The 19,724-nt window shown below is 69.9% G+C and carries 16 protein-coding genes; 13 read left to right on the top strand and 3 right to left on the bottom strand.

Going from position 1 to position 19,724, the window contains the following annotated elements; all coding sequences use genetic code 11:
* Positions 1 to 78 precede the first annotated feature (78 nt).
* A complete protein-coding gene (locus FOZ76_RS12300) occupies positions 79 to 2,529 on the top strand; it encodes a mechanosensitive ion channel domain-containing protein (protein ID WP_143948559.1) in 2,451 nt (816 codons plus the stop codon).
* 72 nt (positions 2,530 to 2,601) lie between these two features.
* Positions 2,602 to 3,429, top strand: a complete 828-nt coding sequence (gene murI / locus FOZ76_RS12295; protein ID WP_143948558.1) for a glutamate racemase — start codon at positions 2,602 to 2,604, stop codon at positions 3,427 to 3,429.
* 84 nt (positions 3,430 to 3,513) lie between these two features.
* Here the strand turns inward: murI and FOZ76_RS12290 are convergent, their stop codons facing one another.
* From FOZ76_RS12290 to FOZ76_RS12280, 3 genes are all read right to left on the bottom strand, one after another.
* Complete coding sequence (locus FOZ76_RS12290) at positions 3,514 to 4,992, bottom strand: UdgX family uracil-DNA binding protein (RefSeq protein WP_246129468.1); 1,479 nt, start codon at positions 4,990 to 4,992, stop codon at positions 3,514 to 3,516.
* Positions 4,989 to 6,329 (bottom strand): putative DNA modification/repair radical SAM protein, encoded by a 1,341-nt coding sequence (locus tag FOZ76_RS12285; RefSeq protein ID WP_211366217.1) that lies wholly within the window; start codon positions 6,327 to 6,329, stop codon positions 4,989 to 4,991. The genes FOZ76_RS12290 and FOZ76_RS12285 overlap by 4 nt, the downstream gene beginning before the upstream one ends.
* Before the next feature lie 148 nt (positions 6,330 to 6,477).
* The gene (locus tag FOZ76_RS12280; protein ID WP_143948556.1) at positions 6,478 to 7,164 is read right to left on the bottom strand and encodes a Crp/Fnr family transcriptional regulator; all 687 of its coding nucleotides are present in this window, start codon (positions 7,162 to 7,164) and stop codon (positions 6,478 to 6,480) included.
* A gap of 274 nt (positions 7,165 to 7,438) precedes the next feature.
* Here FOZ76_RS12280 and FOZ76_RS12275 point away from each other — a divergent pair, with 274 nt between their 5' ends.
* The 11 genes from FOZ76_RS12275 (at position 7,439) to FOZ76_RS12225 (ending at position 19,644) form a co-directional block, all read left to right on the top strand.
* Positions 7,439 to 9,409, top strand: a complete 1,971-nt coding sequence (locus FOZ76_RS12275) for an AMP-dependent synthetase/ligase (protein WP_143948598.1) — start codon at positions 7,439 to 7,441, stop codon at positions 9,407 to 9,409.
* Positions 9,410 to 9,426: 17 nt separating this feature from the next.
* Positions 9,427 to 10,209 (top strand): ABC transporter ATP-binding protein, encoded by a 783-nt coding sequence (locus tag FOZ76_RS12270; protein ID WP_170235413.1) that lies wholly within the window; start codon positions 9,427 to 9,429, stop codon positions 10,207 to 10,209.
* A gap of 14 nt (positions 10,210 to 10,223) precedes the next feature.
* A complete protein-coding gene (locus FOZ76_RS12265; RefSeq protein WP_143948554.1) occupies positions 10,224 to 11,153 on the top strand; it encodes a branched-chain amino acid ABC transporter permease in 930 nt (309 codons plus the stop codon).
* Positions 11,154 to 11,202: 49 nt separating this feature from the next.
* On the top strand, positions 11,203 to 12,267 hold the full coding sequence (locus FOZ76_RS12260; RefSeq protein WP_143948553.1) for a branched-chain amino acid ABC transporter permease: 1,065 nt from the start codon (positions 11,203 to 11,205) through the stop codon (positions 12,265 to 12,267).
* Between the two features lie 69 nt (positions 12,268 to 12,336).
* Complete coding sequence (locus FOZ76_RS12255) at positions 12,337 to 13,659, top strand: ABC transporter substrate-binding protein (protein WP_143948552.1); 1,323 nt, start codon at positions 12,337 to 12,339, stop codon at positions 13,657 to 13,659.
* 59 nt (positions 13,660 to 13,718) lie between these two features.
* The gene (locus FOZ76_RS12250) at positions 13,719 to 14,540 is read left to right on the top strand and encodes an ABC transporter ATP-binding protein (RefSeq protein WP_143948551.1); all 822 of its coding nucleotides are present in this window, start codon (positions 13,719 to 13,721) and stop codon (positions 14,538 to 14,540) included.
* A gap of 27 nt (positions 14,541 to 14,567) precedes the next feature.
* Positions 14,568 to 15,818 (top strand): phenylacetate--CoA ligase family protein, encoded by a 1,251-nt coding sequence (locus tag FOZ76_RS12245; protein ID WP_143948550.1) that lies wholly within the window; start codon positions 14,568 to 14,570, stop codon positions 15,816 to 15,818.
* A 265-nt stretch (positions 15,819 to 16,083) separates the two neighbouring features.
* Positions 16,084 to 16,899: a MetQ/NlpA family ABC transporter substrate-binding protein gene (locus FOZ76_RS12240; RefSeq protein ID WP_143948549.1), complete on the top strand. Its 816-nt coding sequence runs from the start codon at positions 16,084 to 16,086 to the stop codon at positions 16,897 to 16,899.
* A gap of 21 nt (positions 16,900 to 16,920) precedes the next feature.
* Entirely contained in the window at positions 16,921 to 18,084 is a 1,164-nt protein-coding gene (locus FOZ76_RS12235; protein ID WP_143948548.1) for a methionine ABC transporter ATP-binding protein, read from the top strand.
* Positions 18,068 to 18,718, top strand: coding sequence for a methionine ABC transporter permease (locus tag FOZ76_RS12230; protein ID WP_143948547.1), 651 nt, complete (start codon positions 18,068 to 18,070; stop codon positions 18,716 to 18,718). The genes FOZ76_RS12235 and FOZ76_RS12230 overlap by 17 nt, the downstream gene beginning before the upstream one ends.
* An 83-nt stretch (positions 18,719 to 18,801) precedes the next feature.
* Entirely contained in the window at positions 18,802 to 19,644 is an 843-nt protein-coding gene (locus tag FOZ76_RS12225) for a MetQ/NlpA family ABC transporter substrate-binding protein (protein ID WP_143948546.1), read from the top strand.
* Positions 19,645 to 19,724: the final 80 nt, after the last annotated feature.

Genomic DNA, 19,724 nt, shown 5'->3' with positions numbered 1-19,724 from the left:
CGTCGCGGGTTTACGTCCCCGCTGCGGTGTACAGTCGGGTTTCCCCGCCCTGGCGCGGCCCGACCTACTGCCCTGCGTATGCGAAACACCCTCTACGCCCTGCTGTTCGTACTGGCCGCCCTCGCGGCCGGCGCCCTTCCCGCCCAAGACGCCTGGGCCGCGGCCCCGCCCGCCGCCAGTGCGCCCGTCGAGCCCGCGGACACAGCGCCAGCGGATGCCGAAGCCCCCCCGCCTGCGGCCGACACCGACGCCCCGGCCGCCGAAGCGACACCCGCGCCCGAGAACCAGACCCTGGTCGCCGACGGCCTGCTGGCGCAGCTCTTTGGGCGCGTGGAAGTCTGGTTCGCCGGCTTGTCCACGCAAGTGGCCGAGGCCGGCGCGGCCTTGAGCGACGTACGGCTCATCGGCCAATGGTGGCAGACGACCTGGAACACCGACGAAGCGCGCGCCGCGGGCATCCGCGGCGCGCTCATGCTGCTCGCCATCGTCGCCGTGGGCCTGGCCGCGGAAGCGCTGGCCTCGCGCCTGCTGCGCCGCGCGCGCCGCGTGGTGGCTGCCCACGCCGAGGCGCGCGAGCAGCGCGCGCGCGAGCGCATCGTCCAGCGCGAGTCCGAGCTGGCCAGCCTCACGCCCGCCGTGGTCAGCGTCAGCACCCCCGAAGCCGGCACCGACATCGAGTCCGAATCGGTTGCGGCCGCCAAAGTGCAGGCGGGCATGCTCGAGCCCGACGCCGTCACCGCGGACACCCGGGCGGCCATGACCGCCGATGCCGGCGCGGCCGCGCCCGCCGACGCCTCGCTGCGCGTAACGGCCCAGGCTCGCCTGGCCCAGCACCGCAAGTCGCTGCACGGCTGGGGACTGCTGGGTCGCCTGCCCTGGGCCGTGGTCGACGCGGTGCTGAGTCTGCTGCCGCTGGTCGCCTTTCTCGCCGTGGTCAGCCTGGGCGTCACCCTGCAAGGGGGCGAAGGCTCGCGGTTTCAAGCAGTGGTCATGCCGATCTTCAATTCGTACGTCGCCGTGCGGATCGCGCTCGCCGTGGTGCGGCTGATGCTGTCGCCGGACCGCGCCGCGCTGCGCCTGGCCCACGTCACCGACGCCACCGCGCGCCACCTGTTCCGGCAGGCGCTCTGGATCTTCACCGTCGCCGCGATCGGCTTCGCGCTGGGCGAAGTGCTGGTGCAGTTGGGCGCGGCCGGGCACGTGCGCACCCTCATCATGAAGACCACCTCGCTGATCGTCTGCGGCATGGTGGTGGCCCTGGTCCTGCGCACCCGCGAATCCGTGCGCACGCTCATCCGGGGCGAGCGCGCCGACGAAGCCATGGCCTCGCTGCGCGCCTTCCTGGCCGAGATCTATCCCTACGCCGCGGTGGCCGTGATCGTCACCTTCTGGGTGGTCTGGGCGCTGGGCGTGGCCAACGGGTTCCAGCGCGCCGTGCACTTCCTGATGGCCACCACCGCGGTCCTCGCGGCCAGCCGCCTGCTGTGGATCCTCATCACGGGCGCGATCGACCGCTCCTTCGAGAACGCGAACACGCGCATCGAAGCCAGCCTGTCGAACGGCGTCGAACGCTATCACGGCTGGCTGCGCCTGCTGGTCAATGTGCTGATCGGCGCCACCACCGTGATTGCTCTGCTCCAGGTCTGGGGCTTCAACGCCATTTCCTGGTTCGACCAGGGCACGGTGGGCCGCCGCCTGCTGTCGGCGGGCTGGACCATCGGCATCGCCGCCGTGCTTGCCATCATCGTGTGGGAAGCCGTCTCGCTGGCGCTGCGCCGGCGCATCGACACCTGGAGCGCCGGCGGCGACGTCGTGCGCGCCGCCCGGCTGCGCACCCTGGTGCCCATGATCCGCACCCTGGTGCTGATCGCCATCGCCCTGGTGGTGGTGTTCACCGCGCTCACCGAACTCGGCGTGAACGTCGCGCCGCTGCTGGCCGGCGCGAGCATCATCGGCGTGGCCATCGGCTTCGGTTCGCAGAAGCTGGTGCAGGATTTCATCACCGGCATCTTCCTGCTCATGGAGAACGCCATGCAGGTGGGCGACAACGTCACCGTGGCCGGCGTGTCGGGCACGGTGGAATACCTCTCCATCCGCACCGTGCGCCTGCGTGCCGGCGACGGCTCGCTGCACGTCATTCCCTTCAGCTCGGTGAGCACCGTCAACAACGTCAACCGCGGGCTGGGCAACGCGCCGGTGCGCCTCACCCTGGTGCCGAACGCCAACGTCCCGGCGACCTACGACGTCCTGCGGCGGATCTCCGAGCAGATGCAGGCCGACGAAAGGTTCGGCCCGTCCATGCTGGCCCCGCTGGACATTTTCGGCGTCGACCAGATCGACGGCGCCGGCGTCACCATCGCCGGCCAGATCCGCACCACCGACAAGGGCCGCTGGCCCGTGCAGCGCGAGTTCAACCGCCGCGTGCTCGAAGAGGTCAAGGCGGGCAACATCATGCTGGCGAACCCGCGCGAGACGCTGCTTGCGCAGGCGCCGGCCCCAGCGCCGGAGACGCCTGCCTCGGGCCGCTGACGCGGCCTTGCGGCCTACACGAAGACAGGTGGCATTTCGCGGTATTCTGCGTCGATCCCGTTGCTCAGCGCCATGGCCAGCCTTTCTTCCCTCGTCTCCCCTGCAGATCGCCCCATCGGCGTGTACGACTCCGGCGCGGGAGGGCTGAGCGTGCTGCGCGACATCCGCCGCGCGCTGCCGGCGGAGGATCTGATCTACGTCGCGGACACCGCCTACGTGCCCTACGGCGAGAAATCCCGGCATACCATCGTCGCCCGCGCCTACGCGCTGGCCGACTTTTTCCTGGCCCAAGGGGTCAAGGCCATCGCGGTTCCCTGCAATACCGCCACCGCCGCGGCCATCGGTGCGCTGCGCGAGCGGCATCCGGATCTGCCCATCGTCGGCATCGAGCCGGCGGTCAAGCCGGCGGCCCGGCTCACCCGCAGCGGCGTGATCGGCGTATTCGCAACCACCGGGACGCTGGCCAGCCAGAAGTTCCGCACGCTGGTGCAGCGCGAGGCGCCCGGCCACCGCATCGCGCTCAAGCCGTGCCCCGGCTGGGTGCTGGCCGTGGAGGCCGGGCAGACCGAGGGCGCGGCGGCGCGCGAACTGGTGCGCCCCGCCGTGCGCGAGGTGCTGGACGCCGGCGCGGACGTGCTGGTGCTGGGCTGCACGCACTTTCCCTTCCTGGCGGAGGCCGTGCGGGCGGAAGCCGGCGACACCATTCCCGTTCTGGACACCGGCGCGGCCGTGGCGCGGCAGTTGGGCCGGGTGCTCGACCGGCACGCGCTGCTGCGCGGCACCGGCGCGGGCCGCACGGCCTTCCACGCGAGCGGCGACACCGAAGCCTTCGCCGCCGTGGCCGCGCGCCTGTGGGGCGAGCCGCTGCGCGTCGCGCCCATGCCGGCTCGCTACACCTGAGAGGGCTCAAGGCCTAGGTCGGCATCGCCGCGCCAGCGCCTGTCAACGCCAGAGCCCCCGGTGCGAGCTTAGCGTCAAGAGGCCCTACCCCACATACGCCGCCGCCCGCGCCAGGTCGGCCACCCAGCGCCGGTATTCCCCCTCGTCATCACCCGACTGGCTGCGCAGCAGCGCCGCCGGGTGCAGGGTGACCAACACCGGCACGGTGTCGGAGCGGCGCAGCCACTGGCCACGCTGCGCGGTGACGGCGACCGGCCCCGCGAGCAGGGAGCGCGCCGCGGTGGCGCCCAGGGCGATGATGGCGCGCGGCTTGACCGTGCGGATCTCGCCCTCCAGCCAGGGCGCGCAGGCGAGCGCTTCGCGCTGGCCGGGTGTCTTGTGCATGCGCCGCTTGCCGCGCAGCTCGAACTTGAAGTGCTTGACCGCGTTGGTGAGATAGAGCTGCTCACGGTTCCAGCCCAGCTCGCCGAAGGCACGGTCGAGCAACTGTCCGGCCGGGCCGACGAAGGGCAGCCCGCGCAAGTCCTCCTGATCGCCCGGCTGCTCGCCCACGACCATGACGTGCGCGTCGCGGCGCCCGCAGCCGAACACGGCCTGGGTGGCATGCTCGCCGAGGGGACAGGCGCGGCATTGCGCGACCTGGGCCGCCAGGCCATCCAGGTCGTGGGCCGCGGCAGGCGAGATCGGCACGAGCTTGGCGCGGCGCCGCAGCGCGAGCGCGTGCGCGGCCTCGCCGGTGGCTTGCGCTGCCAGCATCTGGCCGGTACGCGCTGCCGCCTGGTTTGCCAGGGGCGCGATCAGCGCGGCCTCGGGCAGGTTGCGCCAGTACCGCCGCGGCATCTCGTTTTCCATCGTGCGCAGCTTGAGCCGCGCCGGGTTGAAGACGCTGCGGTAATAGGTGAGCCACAGCGATTCGTCCGCGTCGGCGGCGGGTGCGCTCGCGCGCGCGGCGCCCGGCCCCGGCGCGAGGCTCGCACCGTCCCAGCGCAGGCTGCGCCGCGGCGTCAGCACGGCCCAGGGCATGCCGGCGAAGCGCCGGGCGAAGAACGGGCCCACCGCCTCGACGATATGGTGCTCCGGCTCGAACCAGGCCACGTGCAAGGGCGCGTCGCCCGACGGCGGGTGCGCGCCGCGCCAGGCGACCTCCGCCGCGGCCTGCGCCGGCATGGGCCGAAAACGCACGAAGGCCTTCATCTTGTGCATGTCGCGCTGCACGGCCCGCGCGAGCAGGCGCACGCGGCCGTGATCCGCATCCAGCGTATCGCGCGCGAGCGCCGGTTCGGCGCGCACGCGCCAGAGCAGCCGGTACAGCAAGGCATGGCGGCCGGGCTCGCTGTGCAGTGCAGCCAGCGCCAGCACGCGCAGGAACTCGCGCGACACCCGCAAGCCGGGATCGGCTGTCCCGGCGATGTCTTCCTGGGCAGCGTCGCAGAAGAGGTCCGCACCCGCGCCGACCTGCCAGACCACGTCGGCCGGCGCCACGCCGGCGAGCAGCAAGGCGCGCGCACGCCGGCGAAAGCCGTCGAAGTCGCTGTCGTCGGCAACGACGGCGCGCACCGTCACGCGAGCGCTCCGCTGGGCTGCATGGCCATGGCCCCGCCGGCGGATGCCGCCGGCTGCCCGGAATATGGCGCCGCCGCGAACAGATCGCCCTGCACGGGCGGCCGGGCCAGACGCTGTTCGAGCCGGGCGGCGTCCAGCGTCTGGCCCGGGCTGTGGTCGGCCAGGACGACGAAGGGCAGGACCTTGGGCAGCGACACGCGCGCGGCGGCGAGATCGCCCGTGCGCAGCCGGCGATAGCACCGGGCCTGCAACAGGCGATCCACCGTGCGCACACCCAGGCCGGGCACACGCAACATGCGCTCGCGCGGCGCGCGGTTCAGGTCGACCGGAAACGCATGGCGATTGGCGAGCGCCCAGGCAAGCTTGGGGTCGTATTGCAGCGACAGCATGCCCGAGGCGGCAGGCACGATCTCGTCGTGGGCGAACCCGTAGTAGCGCATGAGCCAATCGGCCTGGTAGAGCCGGTGCTCGCGCAGCAGCGGCGGCGCGGCGAGCGGCAGGCGCGACGAGGCATCCTGGATCGGGCTGAAGGCGGAGTAGTACACGCGGCGCAGCCGGTACGCGCCATACAGCCGGGCACTGCTGGCAAGGATGGCCCGATCGTCGGCGCCGTCCGCCCCAACGATCATCTGCGTGCTCTGGCCCGCAGGTGCGAAGCGCGGCGGCGGCGCGGGCGCGGCCTTGGCGCGGCCCGGCATGGCGGTGGGCGCCGCCGCCTGGGCCGCCTCGCGCGCATCGTCGATGTGCAGGCGCATGCGCGCCATGGTACGGCGTATGCCCGGGGCGTTCTTCTCGGGCGCCAGGCTGGCCAGCCCCTGCTCGGTGGGCAGCTCGACGTTGATGCTCAGGCGGTCGGCATAGCGCCCCGCGCGCTCCAGCAGTTCGGTACTGGCCTCGGGAATCGTCTTGAGATGGATGTAGCCGCGAAAATCATGGTCCTCGCGCAGCGCGCGCGCCACCTCGACCACCTGTTCCATGGTGTAGTCGGGCGAGCGGATGATGCCCGAACTCAGGAACAGGCCCTCGATGCAGTTGCGCCGGTAGAAATCCAGGGTGAGCGCGACCACCTCATCCGTGGAGAAGCGCGCACGCGGTACGTTGCTGCTCACGCGGTTGACGCAATACAGGCAATCGTAGGTGCAGAAGTTGGTGAGCAGCACCTTGAGCAGCGACACGCAGCGGCCGTCCGGCGTATAGCTGTGGCAGATGCCCATGCCCTCGGTCGAGCCGATGCCGCGCCCGCCCAGCGAATGGCGAGGGGCGGCCCCGCTCGACGCGCAGGAGGCGTCGTACTTGGCAGCGTCGGCAAGGATGGCGAGTTTGCGAGCGATTTCCACTGTATGAATATACAGTATTTCGCCAACCCTCCGCTGTGACCTCCAGTGTCGGCAGGCCGATGGTCGACGGCACGCTGTCCCGGGCCAGGCGCAAGCGGCGCCGATCCCGGCCATGCCCGCGCGCCGGGCGCGCAAGCGCTACAGCGCGTCAGCCGACGTAGCGCTTGAGCCCGTCCAGGTCGCGTACCTCGATGGCGCCGTAGGCCACCGTCACCAGGCCGGCCGCTTCGAGCGCGCGCAGCGCCTGGTTCGCGCGCTGGCGCGACACGCCGGCCAGGTAGCCCAGCTCTTCCTGGTTGATGGCCAGCCGCATGCCCGCGCCCGGATACAGCAGCGGGTTGAACAACTCCGCCAGGTGGCGCGCCACGCGCGCATCCGGCTCCAGCAACCGATACTCGGAGCGGCCGATGAACTGCGCCACGCGCTCGTTGAGCTGGGTGAGCATGTAGCGGTTGAACGGGATGCTGGTGTCGAGCAGCCAGTCGAAGGTGGCGGCCGGCAGCCGGGCGACCACGGATTCGCGCAGGGCCACCACGTCGTACTTGCGGCGTTCGCGCTTGAGCAGTGAACCCTCGCCCAGCCATCCCCCGGGCGGAATGCCGGTGAAGGACACCACGCGCCCATCCGGGCTGCCCACCGAGACGCGCAGCAGGCCGTCGACCACGCCGAGCCAGGCGTCGGCCCAGCCGCCGATGTGCTCGACCACGTGCCCTGCGACAACGCGCTCGAAGGCCAGATCGCGCCGCACGCGCGCCTGCTGCTCGGGCGTGAGGATGTCGATCCAGCGGGCGGTAACCGTAGGTTCCGCGAGGGTCTCCTGGCTGGTGGTGGCCATGACTGTGTAGTTGCGCGAGCCGGTGTCTGCGCACCGTGATGCCCGAGGTTAGTGATTACCCTCGAATGTCGTTCCCACGACATTCAAGCGCCGACGCCAGCCGTAACCTTATCGCACCCGGGACAAGTTGTCCCGCACGTGGGCGTCCGAACAGGGCTGCGCCGCGCGCACCGGAGGCGCCGCACCGCAGCGCGTCCGGACCGGAACGAGCCAGCAAGGAGACATCGTGGCGACAGCCGCATCGTGGACGACCCTGCTGCCGCCTGGCGGCAGCCTGACCGGGAACTCGACGGCCCTTGCGTCGGCGCCCGACACCTTTCCTCGCCTGCTCCTGGAGCACGCCCGAGTGCGCCCGGGCCGCCCCGCGCTGCGCGAGAAGGATCTGGGCATCTGGCAGACGCGCGCCTGGCGGGATGTGGCCACCGAAGTCCGCCGCCTCGCCCACGGCATGGCCGCGCTGGGCGTCGCGCCGGGCCGGCACGTCGCCGTCATCGGCGAGAACCGTCCGCGCCTCACCATGGCGATGATGGCCACGCAGTGCCTGCGCGCCATCCCCGTACCGCTCTACCAGGACGCGGTGGCGCAGGAAATGGTGTACGTGCTGCAGGATGCCGAGGTCGAGGTCGCCTTCGCCGAGAACCAGGAGCAGGTGGACAAGCTGCTGGAGATCCGGGCGCAATGTCCGGCCCTGCGCCACATCGTCTACGACGATCCGCGCGGCATGCGCCACTACGGCGATGGGGCGCTGCTCGACTACGCGGCATTGCTGGTCCGCGGCGACGAGCATGCGCGCGACCAGCCCGGCGGGATCGAGCAGGCGATCGCCGCCGCCGATGCCGACGAGCCCGCCGCCATGTTCTATACCTCCGGCACCACCGGGCGCCCCAAGGGCGTGGTGCTCACCCATCGCGCGCTGATCGACCGTGCCCGCGCGGTCGAACGCATGGAGCGCCTGACCGACCGCGAGGAGGTGCTGGCCTATCTGCCGCCGGCGTGGATCGGCCAGAACATGTTCTCGTACACACAACTGCTGGTCACCGGCTTCACGGTGAACCATCCCGAATCCCCAGAGACGGTATCGATCGACCTGCGCGACATCGGCCCGACCTACTATTTCGCGCCGCCGCGCGTGCTGGAAGGGCTGCTCACGCAGGTCAGCATCCGCATGGAGGACGCCGGCCGGTTAAAGCGCACCATGTTCCATCATTTCATGAAGGTGGCCAAGCGCGTGGGGCCGGCCCTGCTCGACGGCGACAAGGTGAGCGCGGGCGCGCGCCTGCACTACGCCCTGGGCGACCTGCTGGTCTACGGGCCGCTGCGCAATGCGCTCGGCATGAGCCGCGTGCGCGTGGCCTATACCGCGGGCGAGGCGATCGGCCCGGATCTCTTCGTTTTCTACCGCTCTATCGGCATCAACCTCAAGCAGCTCTACGGCTCGACCGAGACCTCGGTGTTCGTCTGCGTGCAGCCCGACGGCCAGGTCTACGACGACACGGTCGGCCCGCCGGTGGACGGCGTGCAGATCCGCGTGAGCGAGGGCGGCGAGGTGCTGGTCAAGAGCCCAGGCCTGTTCCGCGAGTACTACCGCAACCCCAAGGCCACCGCCGAAGCGTTCGACGAGGACGGCTGGTATCGCACGGGCGACGCGGGCTATCTCGACGAGCGCGGCCATCTGAAGATCATCGACCGCGCGAAGGATGTCGGCCGGCTGGCCGACGGCAGCCTGTTCGCGCCCAAGTTCATCGAGAACAAGCTCAAGTTCTTTCCGTACGTCAAGGAAGCCGTGGCCTTCGGCGCGGGCCGCAGCGAGGTGTGCGCCTTCGTGAACATCGACCTGGAAGCCGTCGGCAACTGGGCCGAGCGCCGCGGCCTGCCCTACGCCGGCTACACCGATCTCGCCGCCAAGCCGGAAGTGTACGAACTCATCGCGCAATGCGTGGCCCAGGTCAATGCCGACCTGGCCGACGACCCCAGGCTCGCGGCCTCGCAGGTGCGGCGCTTTCTCGTCCTGCACAAGGAGCTCGATCCCGACGACGACGAGCTTACCCGCACGCGCAAGGTGCGCCGCGGCTTCATCGAGCAGAAGTACGCGGCGCTGGTCGACGCCATGTTCGCCGGCCGCTCGCGCCAGCGCGTGGAGACCGAGGTGAAGTTCGAGGACGGGCGCACCGGCCGCATCTCGGCCGACGTGGCGATCAGCGACGCGCCCGCCGCGCCCGGCGCCAAGCTCGCGCGCGCGGCCTGACGGAGATCTGGATGCCCATGGAACGCAGCATCGGCGAGGTCGTGCTGGACTTGCAGAACGTGTCGCTCGCCTTCGGCGGCGTGAAGGCGCTCACCGACATCTCCTTCGATGTGCGCGAGCACGAGATCCGCGCCATCATCGGGCCCAACGGCGCGGGCAAGAGCTCGATGCTCAATGTGGTCAACGGGGTCTATACCCCGCAGCAGGGCAGCATCGCCTTCCAGGGCCGCACCTTCGCGCGGATGAGCCCGCGCCGCGCCGCCGAGATGGGCATCGCGCGTACGTTCCAGAACCTCGCCCTCTTCAAGGGCATGAGTGTGCTCGACAACATCATGGCCGGGCGCAACCTGCACTTTCGCTCCGGGCTGCTCGCCCAGGCCCTGCGCATCGGGCCGGCCGCGCGCGAGGAAGTGCGCCAGCGCGAGTTCGTCGAGCACATCATCGACTTCCTGGAAATCCAGGCCCATCGCAAGACTCCGGTGGGCCGGCTGCCCTACGGCCTGCAGAAACGCGTGGACCTGGGCCGCGCGCTCGCCATGGAGCCGCGCCTCTTGCTGCTCGACGAGCCCATGGCCGGCATGAACGTCGAGGAAAAGCAGGACATGAGCCGCTTCATCCTCGACGTCAACGACGAATTCGGCACCACCATCGTGCTGATCGAGCACGACATGGGCGTGGTCATGGACATCGCCGACCGCGTGGTGGTGCTCGACTACGGCCGCAAGATCGGCGACGGCGCACCGCACGAGGTGCGCGCCAACGAAGACGTCATCCGGGCCTACCTCGGCGCGGCGCACTGAGCACGGAGACAGCCATGGGATTCTTTCTGGAAACGCTGATCGGCGGCCTGACCTCGGGCATGCTCTACGCCCTGATCGGCCTGGGCTTCGTGCTGATCTTCAAGGCCTCGGGCGTCTTCAACTTCGCCCAGGGCGCGATGGTGCTGGTCGCGGCCCTCTCCATGGCGCGCTTCTCGGAATGGCTGCCGCGCTGGCTGGGCTTCGAGAGCCTGCTGCTCGCCAACGTGCTTGCCTTCGTCGTCACCGCCGGCCTCATGTGCCTGCTCGCGGTGGCCATCGAGCGCCTGGTGCTGCGCCATCTCGTCAACCAGGATCTGGCCACCCTGCTGATGGCCACCATCGGCATCACGTACTTCCTGGACGGCATGGGGCAGACGCTCTTCGGCAGCGATGTCTACCGCATCGACGTGGGCATGCCCAAGGACCCGCTGTTCCTGCTGGACAACGTGTTCGAGGGCGGTGTGCTGGTCAACCCGGAAGACCTGATCGCCGCCCTGGTCGCCGCCGCCCTGGTCGCGCTGCTGGCGCTGTTCTTCCAGTACACGGGCACCGGGCGCGCGCTGCGCGCCGTGGCCGACGACCACCAGGCCGCGCAGTCCGTGGGCATCCCGCTCAACCGCATCTGGGTGATCGTGTGGTCCGTCGCCGGCATCGTGGCCCTGGTCGCCGGCATCGTCTGGGGCTCCAAGCTCGGCGTGCAGTTCTCGCTGTCCACCGCCGCCCTGCGCGCCCTGCCCGTGGTGATCCTGGGCGGCCTGACCTCGGTGCCCGGCGCCATCGTCGGCGGCCTCATCATCGGCGTGGGCGAGAAGCTCTCCGAGGTGTACCTGGGTCCCATGATCGGCGGCGGCATCGAGATCTGGTTCGCCTACGTGCTCGCCCTCGTCTTCCTGCTGTTCCGGCCGCAGGGCCTGTTCGGCGAGAAGATCATCGACCGCGTCTGACGCGCCCCGCCCAGACCGCCCCAGCACACGCGCCCAGGACGCCCACCGCATGTACTACCGCGAAAACGGCCAGTTCAAGACCAGCTACCTCGCCGACCAGCAGATCTTCCCCGTCCGCCAGGACAGGATCTTCGTGCTCGCCCTGATCGCCGCGGCCTTCACCGTGGTGCCCTACTTCGCCAGCGACTACCTGCTGCGCGCGGTGCTGCTGCCCTTTCTCATCCTCTCGCTCGCCGCGGTCGGCCTGAACATCCTGGTCGGCTACTGCGGCCAGATCTCGCTCGGCACCGGCGCCTTCATGGCGGTGGGCGCCTACGCCGCCTGGAACTTCGGTGTGCGCATCCCCGGCCTGCCGGTGATCGCCCAGATCCTCGCGGGCGGCGCCTGCGCCACCCTGGTCGGCATCGTCTTCGGCATACCCAGCCTGCGCATCCGCGGGCTGTATCTCGCGGTCGCCACCCTCGCCGCGCAGTTCTTCATCGACTGGACCTTCCTGCGCCTGGACTGGTTCACCAACTACTCGCCGTCGGGCGCGGTGTCGGTGCCCACCCTGCACGTCCTCGGCCTGCCCATCGTCTCGCCCACCGCCAAGTACGTGTTCGTGCTGTGCTTCGTGGTGGTGTTCACGCTGATCGCCAAGAACCTGGTGCGCGGCGCAATCGGCCGCGAGTGGATGGCGATCCGCGACATGGACGTGGCCGCGAGCGTGATCGGCATCCGGCCGATGCGTGCCAAGCTCACGGCCTTCGCGGTCAGCTCCTTCATCGTCGGCGTCGCCGGCGCGCTCTGGGGCTACGTCTACCTCGGCTCCTGGGAGCCCGCGGCCTTCGGCCTGGACCGCTCGCTGCAACTGCTCTTCATGGTCATCATCGGCGGCATGGGCTCGATCGTCGGCGGCTTCTTCGGCGCCGCCTTCATCGTGCTCGTGCCCATCCTGCTCACCAACATCCCGGCCCTGCTCGGCCTGCCGATGTCCACCGCGCTGGCCTCGCACATCGAGCACATGGTCTTCGGCGCGCTGATCGTCTTCTTTCTCATCGCCGAGCCGCACGGCCTGGCCCGGCTGTGGGCCATCGGCCGCGAGAAGCTGCGCCTGTGGCCCTTTCCCCATTGACCCGCACGGATTCGCCGTACCCAGCATGGCATCCCGCCGTGCGATGAAGACACCACCAGGAGACACCGCATGAAACGCTCGACTATCGCCCGCTGCGCCCTCGCCGGTGCGGCCCTGGCCGGCGCCCTCGGCAGCGCCACTGCGCTCGCGCAGCCCGCGGAGCAATTCATCCCGCTGCTGGTGTATCGCACCGGCCAGTTCGCGCCGCTGGGCATCCCCTGGGCCGACGGCAAGCAGGACTACCTCAAGCTCGTCAATGCGCGCGACGGCGGCGTGAACGGCGTCAGGCTGGTGTACGAGGAATGCGAGACGGCCTACGACACCGCCAAGGGCGTCGAATGCTACGAGCGCTTGAAGACGCGCGGCAGCGGGGCCTCAGGTTTCGATCCGCAGTCCACCGGCATCACCTTCGCCATCAGCGACAAGGCGCCGATCGACAAGGTCACCGTCGAGACCATGGGCTACGGCCTGTCGCAGTCGGTGGACGGCACGGTCTTCGAATGGAACTTCCCGCTGCTCGGCACCTACTGGACGGCGGCCGACTCGATCATGCAGCACATCGCCAAGCAGGAGCAAGGCAGCCTGAAGGGCAAAAAGGTGGGCCTGGTCTACCACGACTCGCCCTACGGCAAGGAGCCGATCCCGTTGCTGCAGCGCCTGGCGCAGCGCGACGGCTTCGAGCTGCTGCTCTACCCGGTCACGGCGCCCGGCGTGGAACAGAAGTCGACCTGGCTGCAGGTGCGCCAGCAGCGCCCCGACTACATCCTGCTCTGGAGCGCCGGCATCATGACGCCCACCGCCATCCGCGAGGCCCAGGCCACCGGCTATCCGCGCGAGAAGATGTACGGCATCTGGTGGAGCGGCTCGGACCACGACGTGCGCGACCTGGGCGCCGCGGCCAAGGGCTACAACACCATCACCATCCACAACAGCTCGGCCCAGGACCGCGTGCACGACGACGTCAGGCAGCAGGTCTACGCCAAGGGACAGGGCACCGCCGGCAACCAGAACGAAGTCGGCGTGATGGCGCACACGCGCGGCATGATGATCTCGATGCTGCAGGTCGAGGCGATCCGCACGGCGCAGGAGAAGTTCGGCCAGGGCAAGACACTCACGCCCGAGCAGGTGCGCTGGGGCTTCGAGAACCTGAATCTCACGCAGGAACGCCTGGACGAGCTGGGCTTCGGCCAGATCATGCGTCCGATCCAGACCTCCTGCGCCAACCACCTGGGCGCCGACTGGGCGCGCATCGTGCAATGGGACGGCAAGCAATGGGGCGAGCCTTCCGACTGGTACCAGGCCGACCAGAGCGTGGTCGGCCCGCTGGTCAAGGAAACCGCCGAGCGCTACGCCAAGGAGAAGAACGTCACCCCGCGCACCTGCGAGGGCTGACGGGCCGACCGCGGAGGCGGCGCCCGCCGCCTCCTTCCACCCCCACCGCCGAGGCCGCCATGTCCGCTGCGCCGCCCGCCGAACCGCTACTCAGCGTCAACGGCATCGAAGTCATCTACAACCACGTGATCCTGGTCTTGAAGGGGGTCTCGCTGACCGTGCCGCGCGGCGGCATCACCGCCCTGCTCGGCGCCAACGGCGCCGGCAAGACGACCACGCTGCGTGCGATCTCCAACCTGCTGCAGGGCGAGCGCGGCGAGGTCACCAAGGGCAACATCGAATACAAGGGCGAGAAGGTCGAGAGACTGACCCCGGCCGACCTGGTCAAGCGCGGCGTCGTGCAGGTGATGGAGGGCCGGCACTGCTTCGCCCACCTCACCGTGGAAGAGAACCTGCTGACCGGCGCCTACACGCGCAGCCTTTCCCGCGCGGACCAGGCGGGCGCGCTCGAACGCGTCTACACCTACTTTCCGCGCCTGAAGACGCGGCGCGCGAGCCAGGCCGGCTACACCTCGGGCGGCGAGCAGCAGATGACCGCCATCGGCCGGGCGCTGATGGCCGACCCGGACATGATCCTGCTCGACGAGCCCTCGATGGGCCTGGCGCCCCAGGTCGTCGACGAGATCTTCCAGATCGTGCGCGACCTCAACCAGCGCGAGTCGGTGAGCTTCCTGCTCGCCGAGCAGAACACCAACATCGCCCTGCGCTATGCCGACTACGGCTACATCCTGGAGAACGGCCGGGTGATGATGGACGGGGCGGCCGCCAGCCTGACCGCCAACGAGGACGTCAAGGAGTTCTACCTCGGCATCGGCACGTCCGGGCGCAAGAGTTTCCGCGACACCAAGTTCTACCGCCGCCGCAAGCGCTGGCTCGCCTGACCCGTTTCCCGCCTCGAGAGATTCATCATGTCCGATCATTACGACGCCCTGGAAACCCGCGACCCGGCGCAGCGCGAGCACGACCTCATGGCCCGCCTGCCCGGGCTGGTGGCGCGGGCCATCGAGGGCGCACCCGCCCTTGCCGAACATCTGGCGGGCGTGGCGCCGCAGCAGGTCGCCTCGCGCGAGGCCCTGGCCGCCTTGCCGGTACTGCGCAAGAGCGCCCTGCTCGAGCGCCAGCAGGTGGGCCGCGCCGCCGGGCGCGACGCCACCGGCGGCTTCATGACGCTGCGCGGCGGCCAGGCGCGCCGCGTGTTCGCCTCGCCCGGCCCGATCTACGAGCCCGAGTCCGCCCGGCCGGACTACTGGCGCTTCGCGCGCGCGCTGTACGCGGCCGGGTTTCGGACGGGCGACCTGGTGCACAACTGCTTCGCCTACCACTTCACGCCGGCCGGCTCGATGATGGAGACGGCCGCGCATGCCCTGCAATGCACGGTGTTCCCGGGCGGCACCGGCAATACCGAACAGCAGGTGCGCACCATGCACGAGCTGCGTGCGCAGGGCTACACCGGTACGCCCAGCTTTCTCAAGCTGCTGCTGGAGAAAGCGGACGAGCTGGGCGTGCGGCTGCCCTCGCTCACGAAAGCCCTGGTCTCGGGCGAGGCGTTTCCCCCCTCGCTGTGCGCCTGGCTGCGCGAGCACGGCGTCGAAGGCTATCAGGCCTACGGCAGCGCCGATGTCGGCATGGTGGCCTACGAAACGCCGGCGCGCGACGGCCTGGTGCTGAGCGAGGACGTGATCCTGGAGATCGTGCGCCCCGGCACGGGCGACCCCTTGCCCGAGGGCGAGGTCGGCGAAGTGGTCGTGACGGCCTTCAACCCGGACTATCCGCTGATCCGGTTCGCCACCGGCGACCTGTCGGCCATCCTGCCCGGCGCCTCGCCCTGCGGGCGCACCAACCGGCGCATCCGCGGCTGGCTGGGCCGCGCCGACCAGACGACCAAGGTGCGCGGCATGTTCGTGCATCCCGGGCAGGTCGCCGAGGTGGCGCGCCGGCACCCGGAAGTCCGGCGCGCGCGCCTGGTGGTGTCGGACTCGGCCAGCGGCGATGCGATGACTCTGCACGTGGAAGTCGACGGCGCCGCGCAAGGCCTGGCCGAGCGCATCGCCGCCAGCGCACGCGACGTGACCAAGCTGCGCGCCGACGTCCTCCTGGTGGCCGCGGGCAGCCTGCCCAACGACGGCAAGGTGATCGAGGACGCGCGCTCGTATCAGTGAAGTCCCGATCGCGCGCGAGGCACGCGCACCGGCGGTTCACCGCACAAGTTGCGCAGCTTCCGGCAGCCGATGCCGCAGGCGATCCATCCCTGAGTCATTAGGTTATGGCCAGGGCTTGAATACCCTTGTTTTTCATGGACTTGGAGATAGGCTTTCGCGCATTAACAAATGAGAAATGCGTTTTTCACTCGGCCAGGGCCTGGTGCTTCAATGGTTGGCACATACCGGACGCTCCGGTTTCCCATCCCCCAGCCCTGGATTCGCCATGAAGAACGTATTCAAGAAACTGTTGTTCTCCGCCATTGCCGCTGCCCTGATCGTGCCCGTGGCGCAGGCCGCCGGCCTGAAGATCGGCGTGGTGCCGGGCGCCTACGGCGACACGGTCGCCGCCGCCGCCAAAGAGGCGGACGCGCAGGGGCTGAAGGTCGAAGTCATCGAGTTCACCGACTGGACGACGCCCAACGTCGCCCTGAACGCGGGTGACATCGATATCAACTACTTCCAGCACGAACCCTTCCTGGACAACGCGATCCAGAAACAGGGCTTCAAGCTCAAGAGCGTGGGCGTCGGCCTGCTCGGCAACATCGGCCTGTACTCGCTGCGGCACAAGACGGTGGCCGACGTGCCGCAGGGCGGCAAGGTCGGCATCCCGAGCGATCCGGTGAACCAGGGCCGTGGCCTGCTGCTGCTGCAGAAGGCCGGCCTCATCACGCTCAAGCCGGACGTCGGCTATCTGGGCGGCCTCGCCGACATCACGGACAACCCCAAGAAGCTGCAGTTCGTCGAGACCGAAGGCCCGCAGCTCGTGCGCATCACGGGCGACGTCGACCTGGCCATCGGCTACCCGCATTTCATCGTCGCCGCCAAGGCCTTCGATCCGTCGAGCGGGCTGACCTACTCGGGCATCGAGGACGACCGCTTCGCCATCCGCTTCGTGGTCCGCGAGGACCGCGCCGACGACGCCGACATCCAGCGCTTCATTCAGATCTACCAGAACTCGCCCGCCGTGCGCGAAGTGGCGCACAAGGGTTTCAGCGACGACGAGCGGCTCTACGCGCTGGCCTGGACGCGGCAACCTTGAAGCCGTCGCAGGAGCCTCGCCGTGAACCTCACCACCGCGCTGCGCGGCGACATCGCGGGAGCCCGGCGCTCCCCGGCGTCGGCCGCCGTCCACACGACCGCCTCCGTCCACGTGCAAGCGCAGGCCGCACGCGGCGGCAGCATTGCCCTGCAAGGGGTCGGCAAGACCTACCAATCCTCCGCCGGCAAGGTCCAGGCGCTGCACGACATCGACCTGGACATTCCTGCCGGCCGTGTGTTCGGCATCATCGGCCGCAGCGGTGCCGGCAAGTCCAGCCTGCTGCGGCTGCTCAACCGGCTGGAGACGCCCAGCACAGGCGAGGTACGGGTCGACGGCATCGACCTCGCCGGCCTCGACGAGAACGCACTGGTCGAGCTGCGCCGGCGCATCGGGATGATCTTCCAGCACTTCAACCTGCTCTCGGCCAAGACGGTCGCCGAAAACGTCGCGCTGCCGCTGAAGGTCGCCGGCGTACCGCGCGAGCAGCGCGAACGGCGCGTGGAGGAACTGCTCGAGCTCGTCGGCCTCGCCAGCAAGCGGGACACCTATCCCAGCCGGCTCTCCGGCGGCCAGAAGCAGCGCGTCGGCATTGCGCGTGCGCTCGCCCACCACCCCGAGATCCTGCTGTGCGACGAGGCGACCTCCGCGCTGGACCCCGAGACGACGCAGGCCATCCTGCAGTTGCTGCGCGAGATCAACCGCAGGATGGGCATCACGATCGTGCTCATCACGCACGAGATGAGCGTGATCCGCGAGATCGCGGACGACGTCCTGGTGCTCGAGCAGGGCGAAATCGCCGAGTGCGGCCCCGTCTGGCAGGTGTTCGGCTCGCCCCGGCACGCGGCCACCCGCGCCCTGCTGGCGCCCCTGCAGCATGAGCTGCCCGACGACATCCGCCGTCGTCTGCAAGCCACGCCGCCCGAGGGCCCATACGAAACCATCGTCCGCCTGCGCTACAGCGGCGACGGCGGTCTCGAACCGGAGCTGGCGCGCATCGCTGCGCTCGCCGGCGGCCGCGCCCGCCTGCTGCACGGCGGCATCGACCGCATCCAGGGCCACGCCCAGGGCCGGCTCCTGCTCGCCGTTCCCGGCACACGAGGCTTGTCCGAGGACGCATCCCACCCGTCGAACCTTTCCGGTATCGCTCACGACTTCGAGGTGCTCGGCCATGTCGCTCTCGCCTGATCGCTACTGGCAGGCCTTTCTGGACACGCTGATGATGGTCGGCGTGTCCGGCGGCATCGCCCTGCTCGCCGGCATCCCGATCGCCGTCCTGCTGATCGTCACCGCCCCCGGCGGGTTTCTCGAGTCGCCGCGGCTCAATCGCGTCGTGGGCGGCGTGGTCAACGGCTTTCGCGCCACGCCCTTCATCGTGCTGCTGGTGGCGCTCATTCCGTTCACGCGCATCGTCGCGGGCACCACCATCGGGGTCTGGGCGGCGATCGTGCCGCTGGCCATCAGCGCCACGCCGTTCTTCGCGCGCATCGCGGAAGTGAGCCTGCGCGAGGTCGACGCCGGCCTGATCGAGGCGGCGCAGGCGATGGGCTGCCGCAAGTGGCACATCGTGCGGCACGTGCTGCTGCCCGAGGCGCTGCCCGGCATCATCGGCGGCTTCACCATCACGCTGGTCACGCTGATCGGCGCCTCCGCCATGGCGGGTGCCGTCGGCGCCGGCGGCCTGGGCGACCTGGCCATCCGCTACGGCTACCAGCGCTTCGACACACAGGTGATGCTGATCGTGATCGCGATCCTGATAGCGCTCGTCACCAGTGTGCAGTGGATCGGTGATCGCGCCGTGCGCCGCCTCAAGACTCGCTGAACCCGCCCGTTCCCTCCCCCGGGCATCCGCGCCCATGCAGCGCGGGTGCCCGCCTCTTTCCGCCTTTCTTGCCGGACTCTCCCATGATTCGCATGCCTGCCCTGCTGCGCGGCCTGGCCGCCTCCGCCTTCGTGCTCGCCTTTTCCGCCCACGGCCAGGGCGCCCCCCTGAAGATCGGCGTCACGCCCGGCGCCATCGCCGACTCCATCAACACCGCCGCGGCGGACGCGAACCGGCAGGGCCTGCCGGTCGAAGTCATCGAGTTCTCCGAGTGGCGCGGGCCCAACACCGCGCTGGCCGCCGGCGACCTCGACGTCAACTACTTCCAGCACCTGCCCTTTCTCGCCAACGCCGTGCGCGAGGGCAAGTACGACTTCAAGCCGGTGGCGATCGGCCTGCTGCCCAACGTGGGCCTCTTCTCGTTGAAGTTCGACGACATTCGCCAGGTGCCCGAGGGCGCCCGCGTTGCCGTGGCGAGCGACCCGGCGAACCAGGGTCGCGGCCTGTTGCTGCTGCAGCAGGCCGGTCTGCTGCGTCTGAAGCCAGGCATCGAGGGCAACGTCAGCCTGGCCGACATCGCCGAAAACCCGCGCCGGTTGCGCTTCGTCGAGATCGAAGGGCCGCAGCTCGTGCGCTCGCTCGAGGACGTGGACCTGGCCTACGGCGTGACGTCGCACTACGTCGCCGCCGGCAAGGCCGATGTCGCCGCGCGGCATGGCCTGCTCTTCTCGGGCGTCGAGGACGGACGCTGGGCGATCCACTTCGTGACCCGGGCGGACAACGCCGACGACCCGCGCATCGCGCGCTTCGTGCAGATCTATCAAACATCCCCCGCGGTGCGCGAGCGCATCCATGCGTCGTACGCGAGCAACGAGAAGTTCTATGCCTTGCCCTGGCTAGAACGCAGCCCACCCCCTACGCGCTGACGCGCGCCCCTGGAGGGGGCGGCACTGGCGGACCGGCAAAGCCGGATCCGCTGTGCCCTGGATCGCATCGCCGCAGCGCC

It is taken from the genome of Verticiella sediminum, assembly GCF_007558815.1.
Lineage (GTDB): Bacteria > Pseudomonadota > Gammaproteobacteria > Burkholderiales > Burkholderiaceae_B > Verticiella > Verticiella sediminum.
The sequence above is the reverse complement of the archived record's forward strand: the minus strand, read 5'-3'. Positions and strand labels throughout refer to the sequence as shown.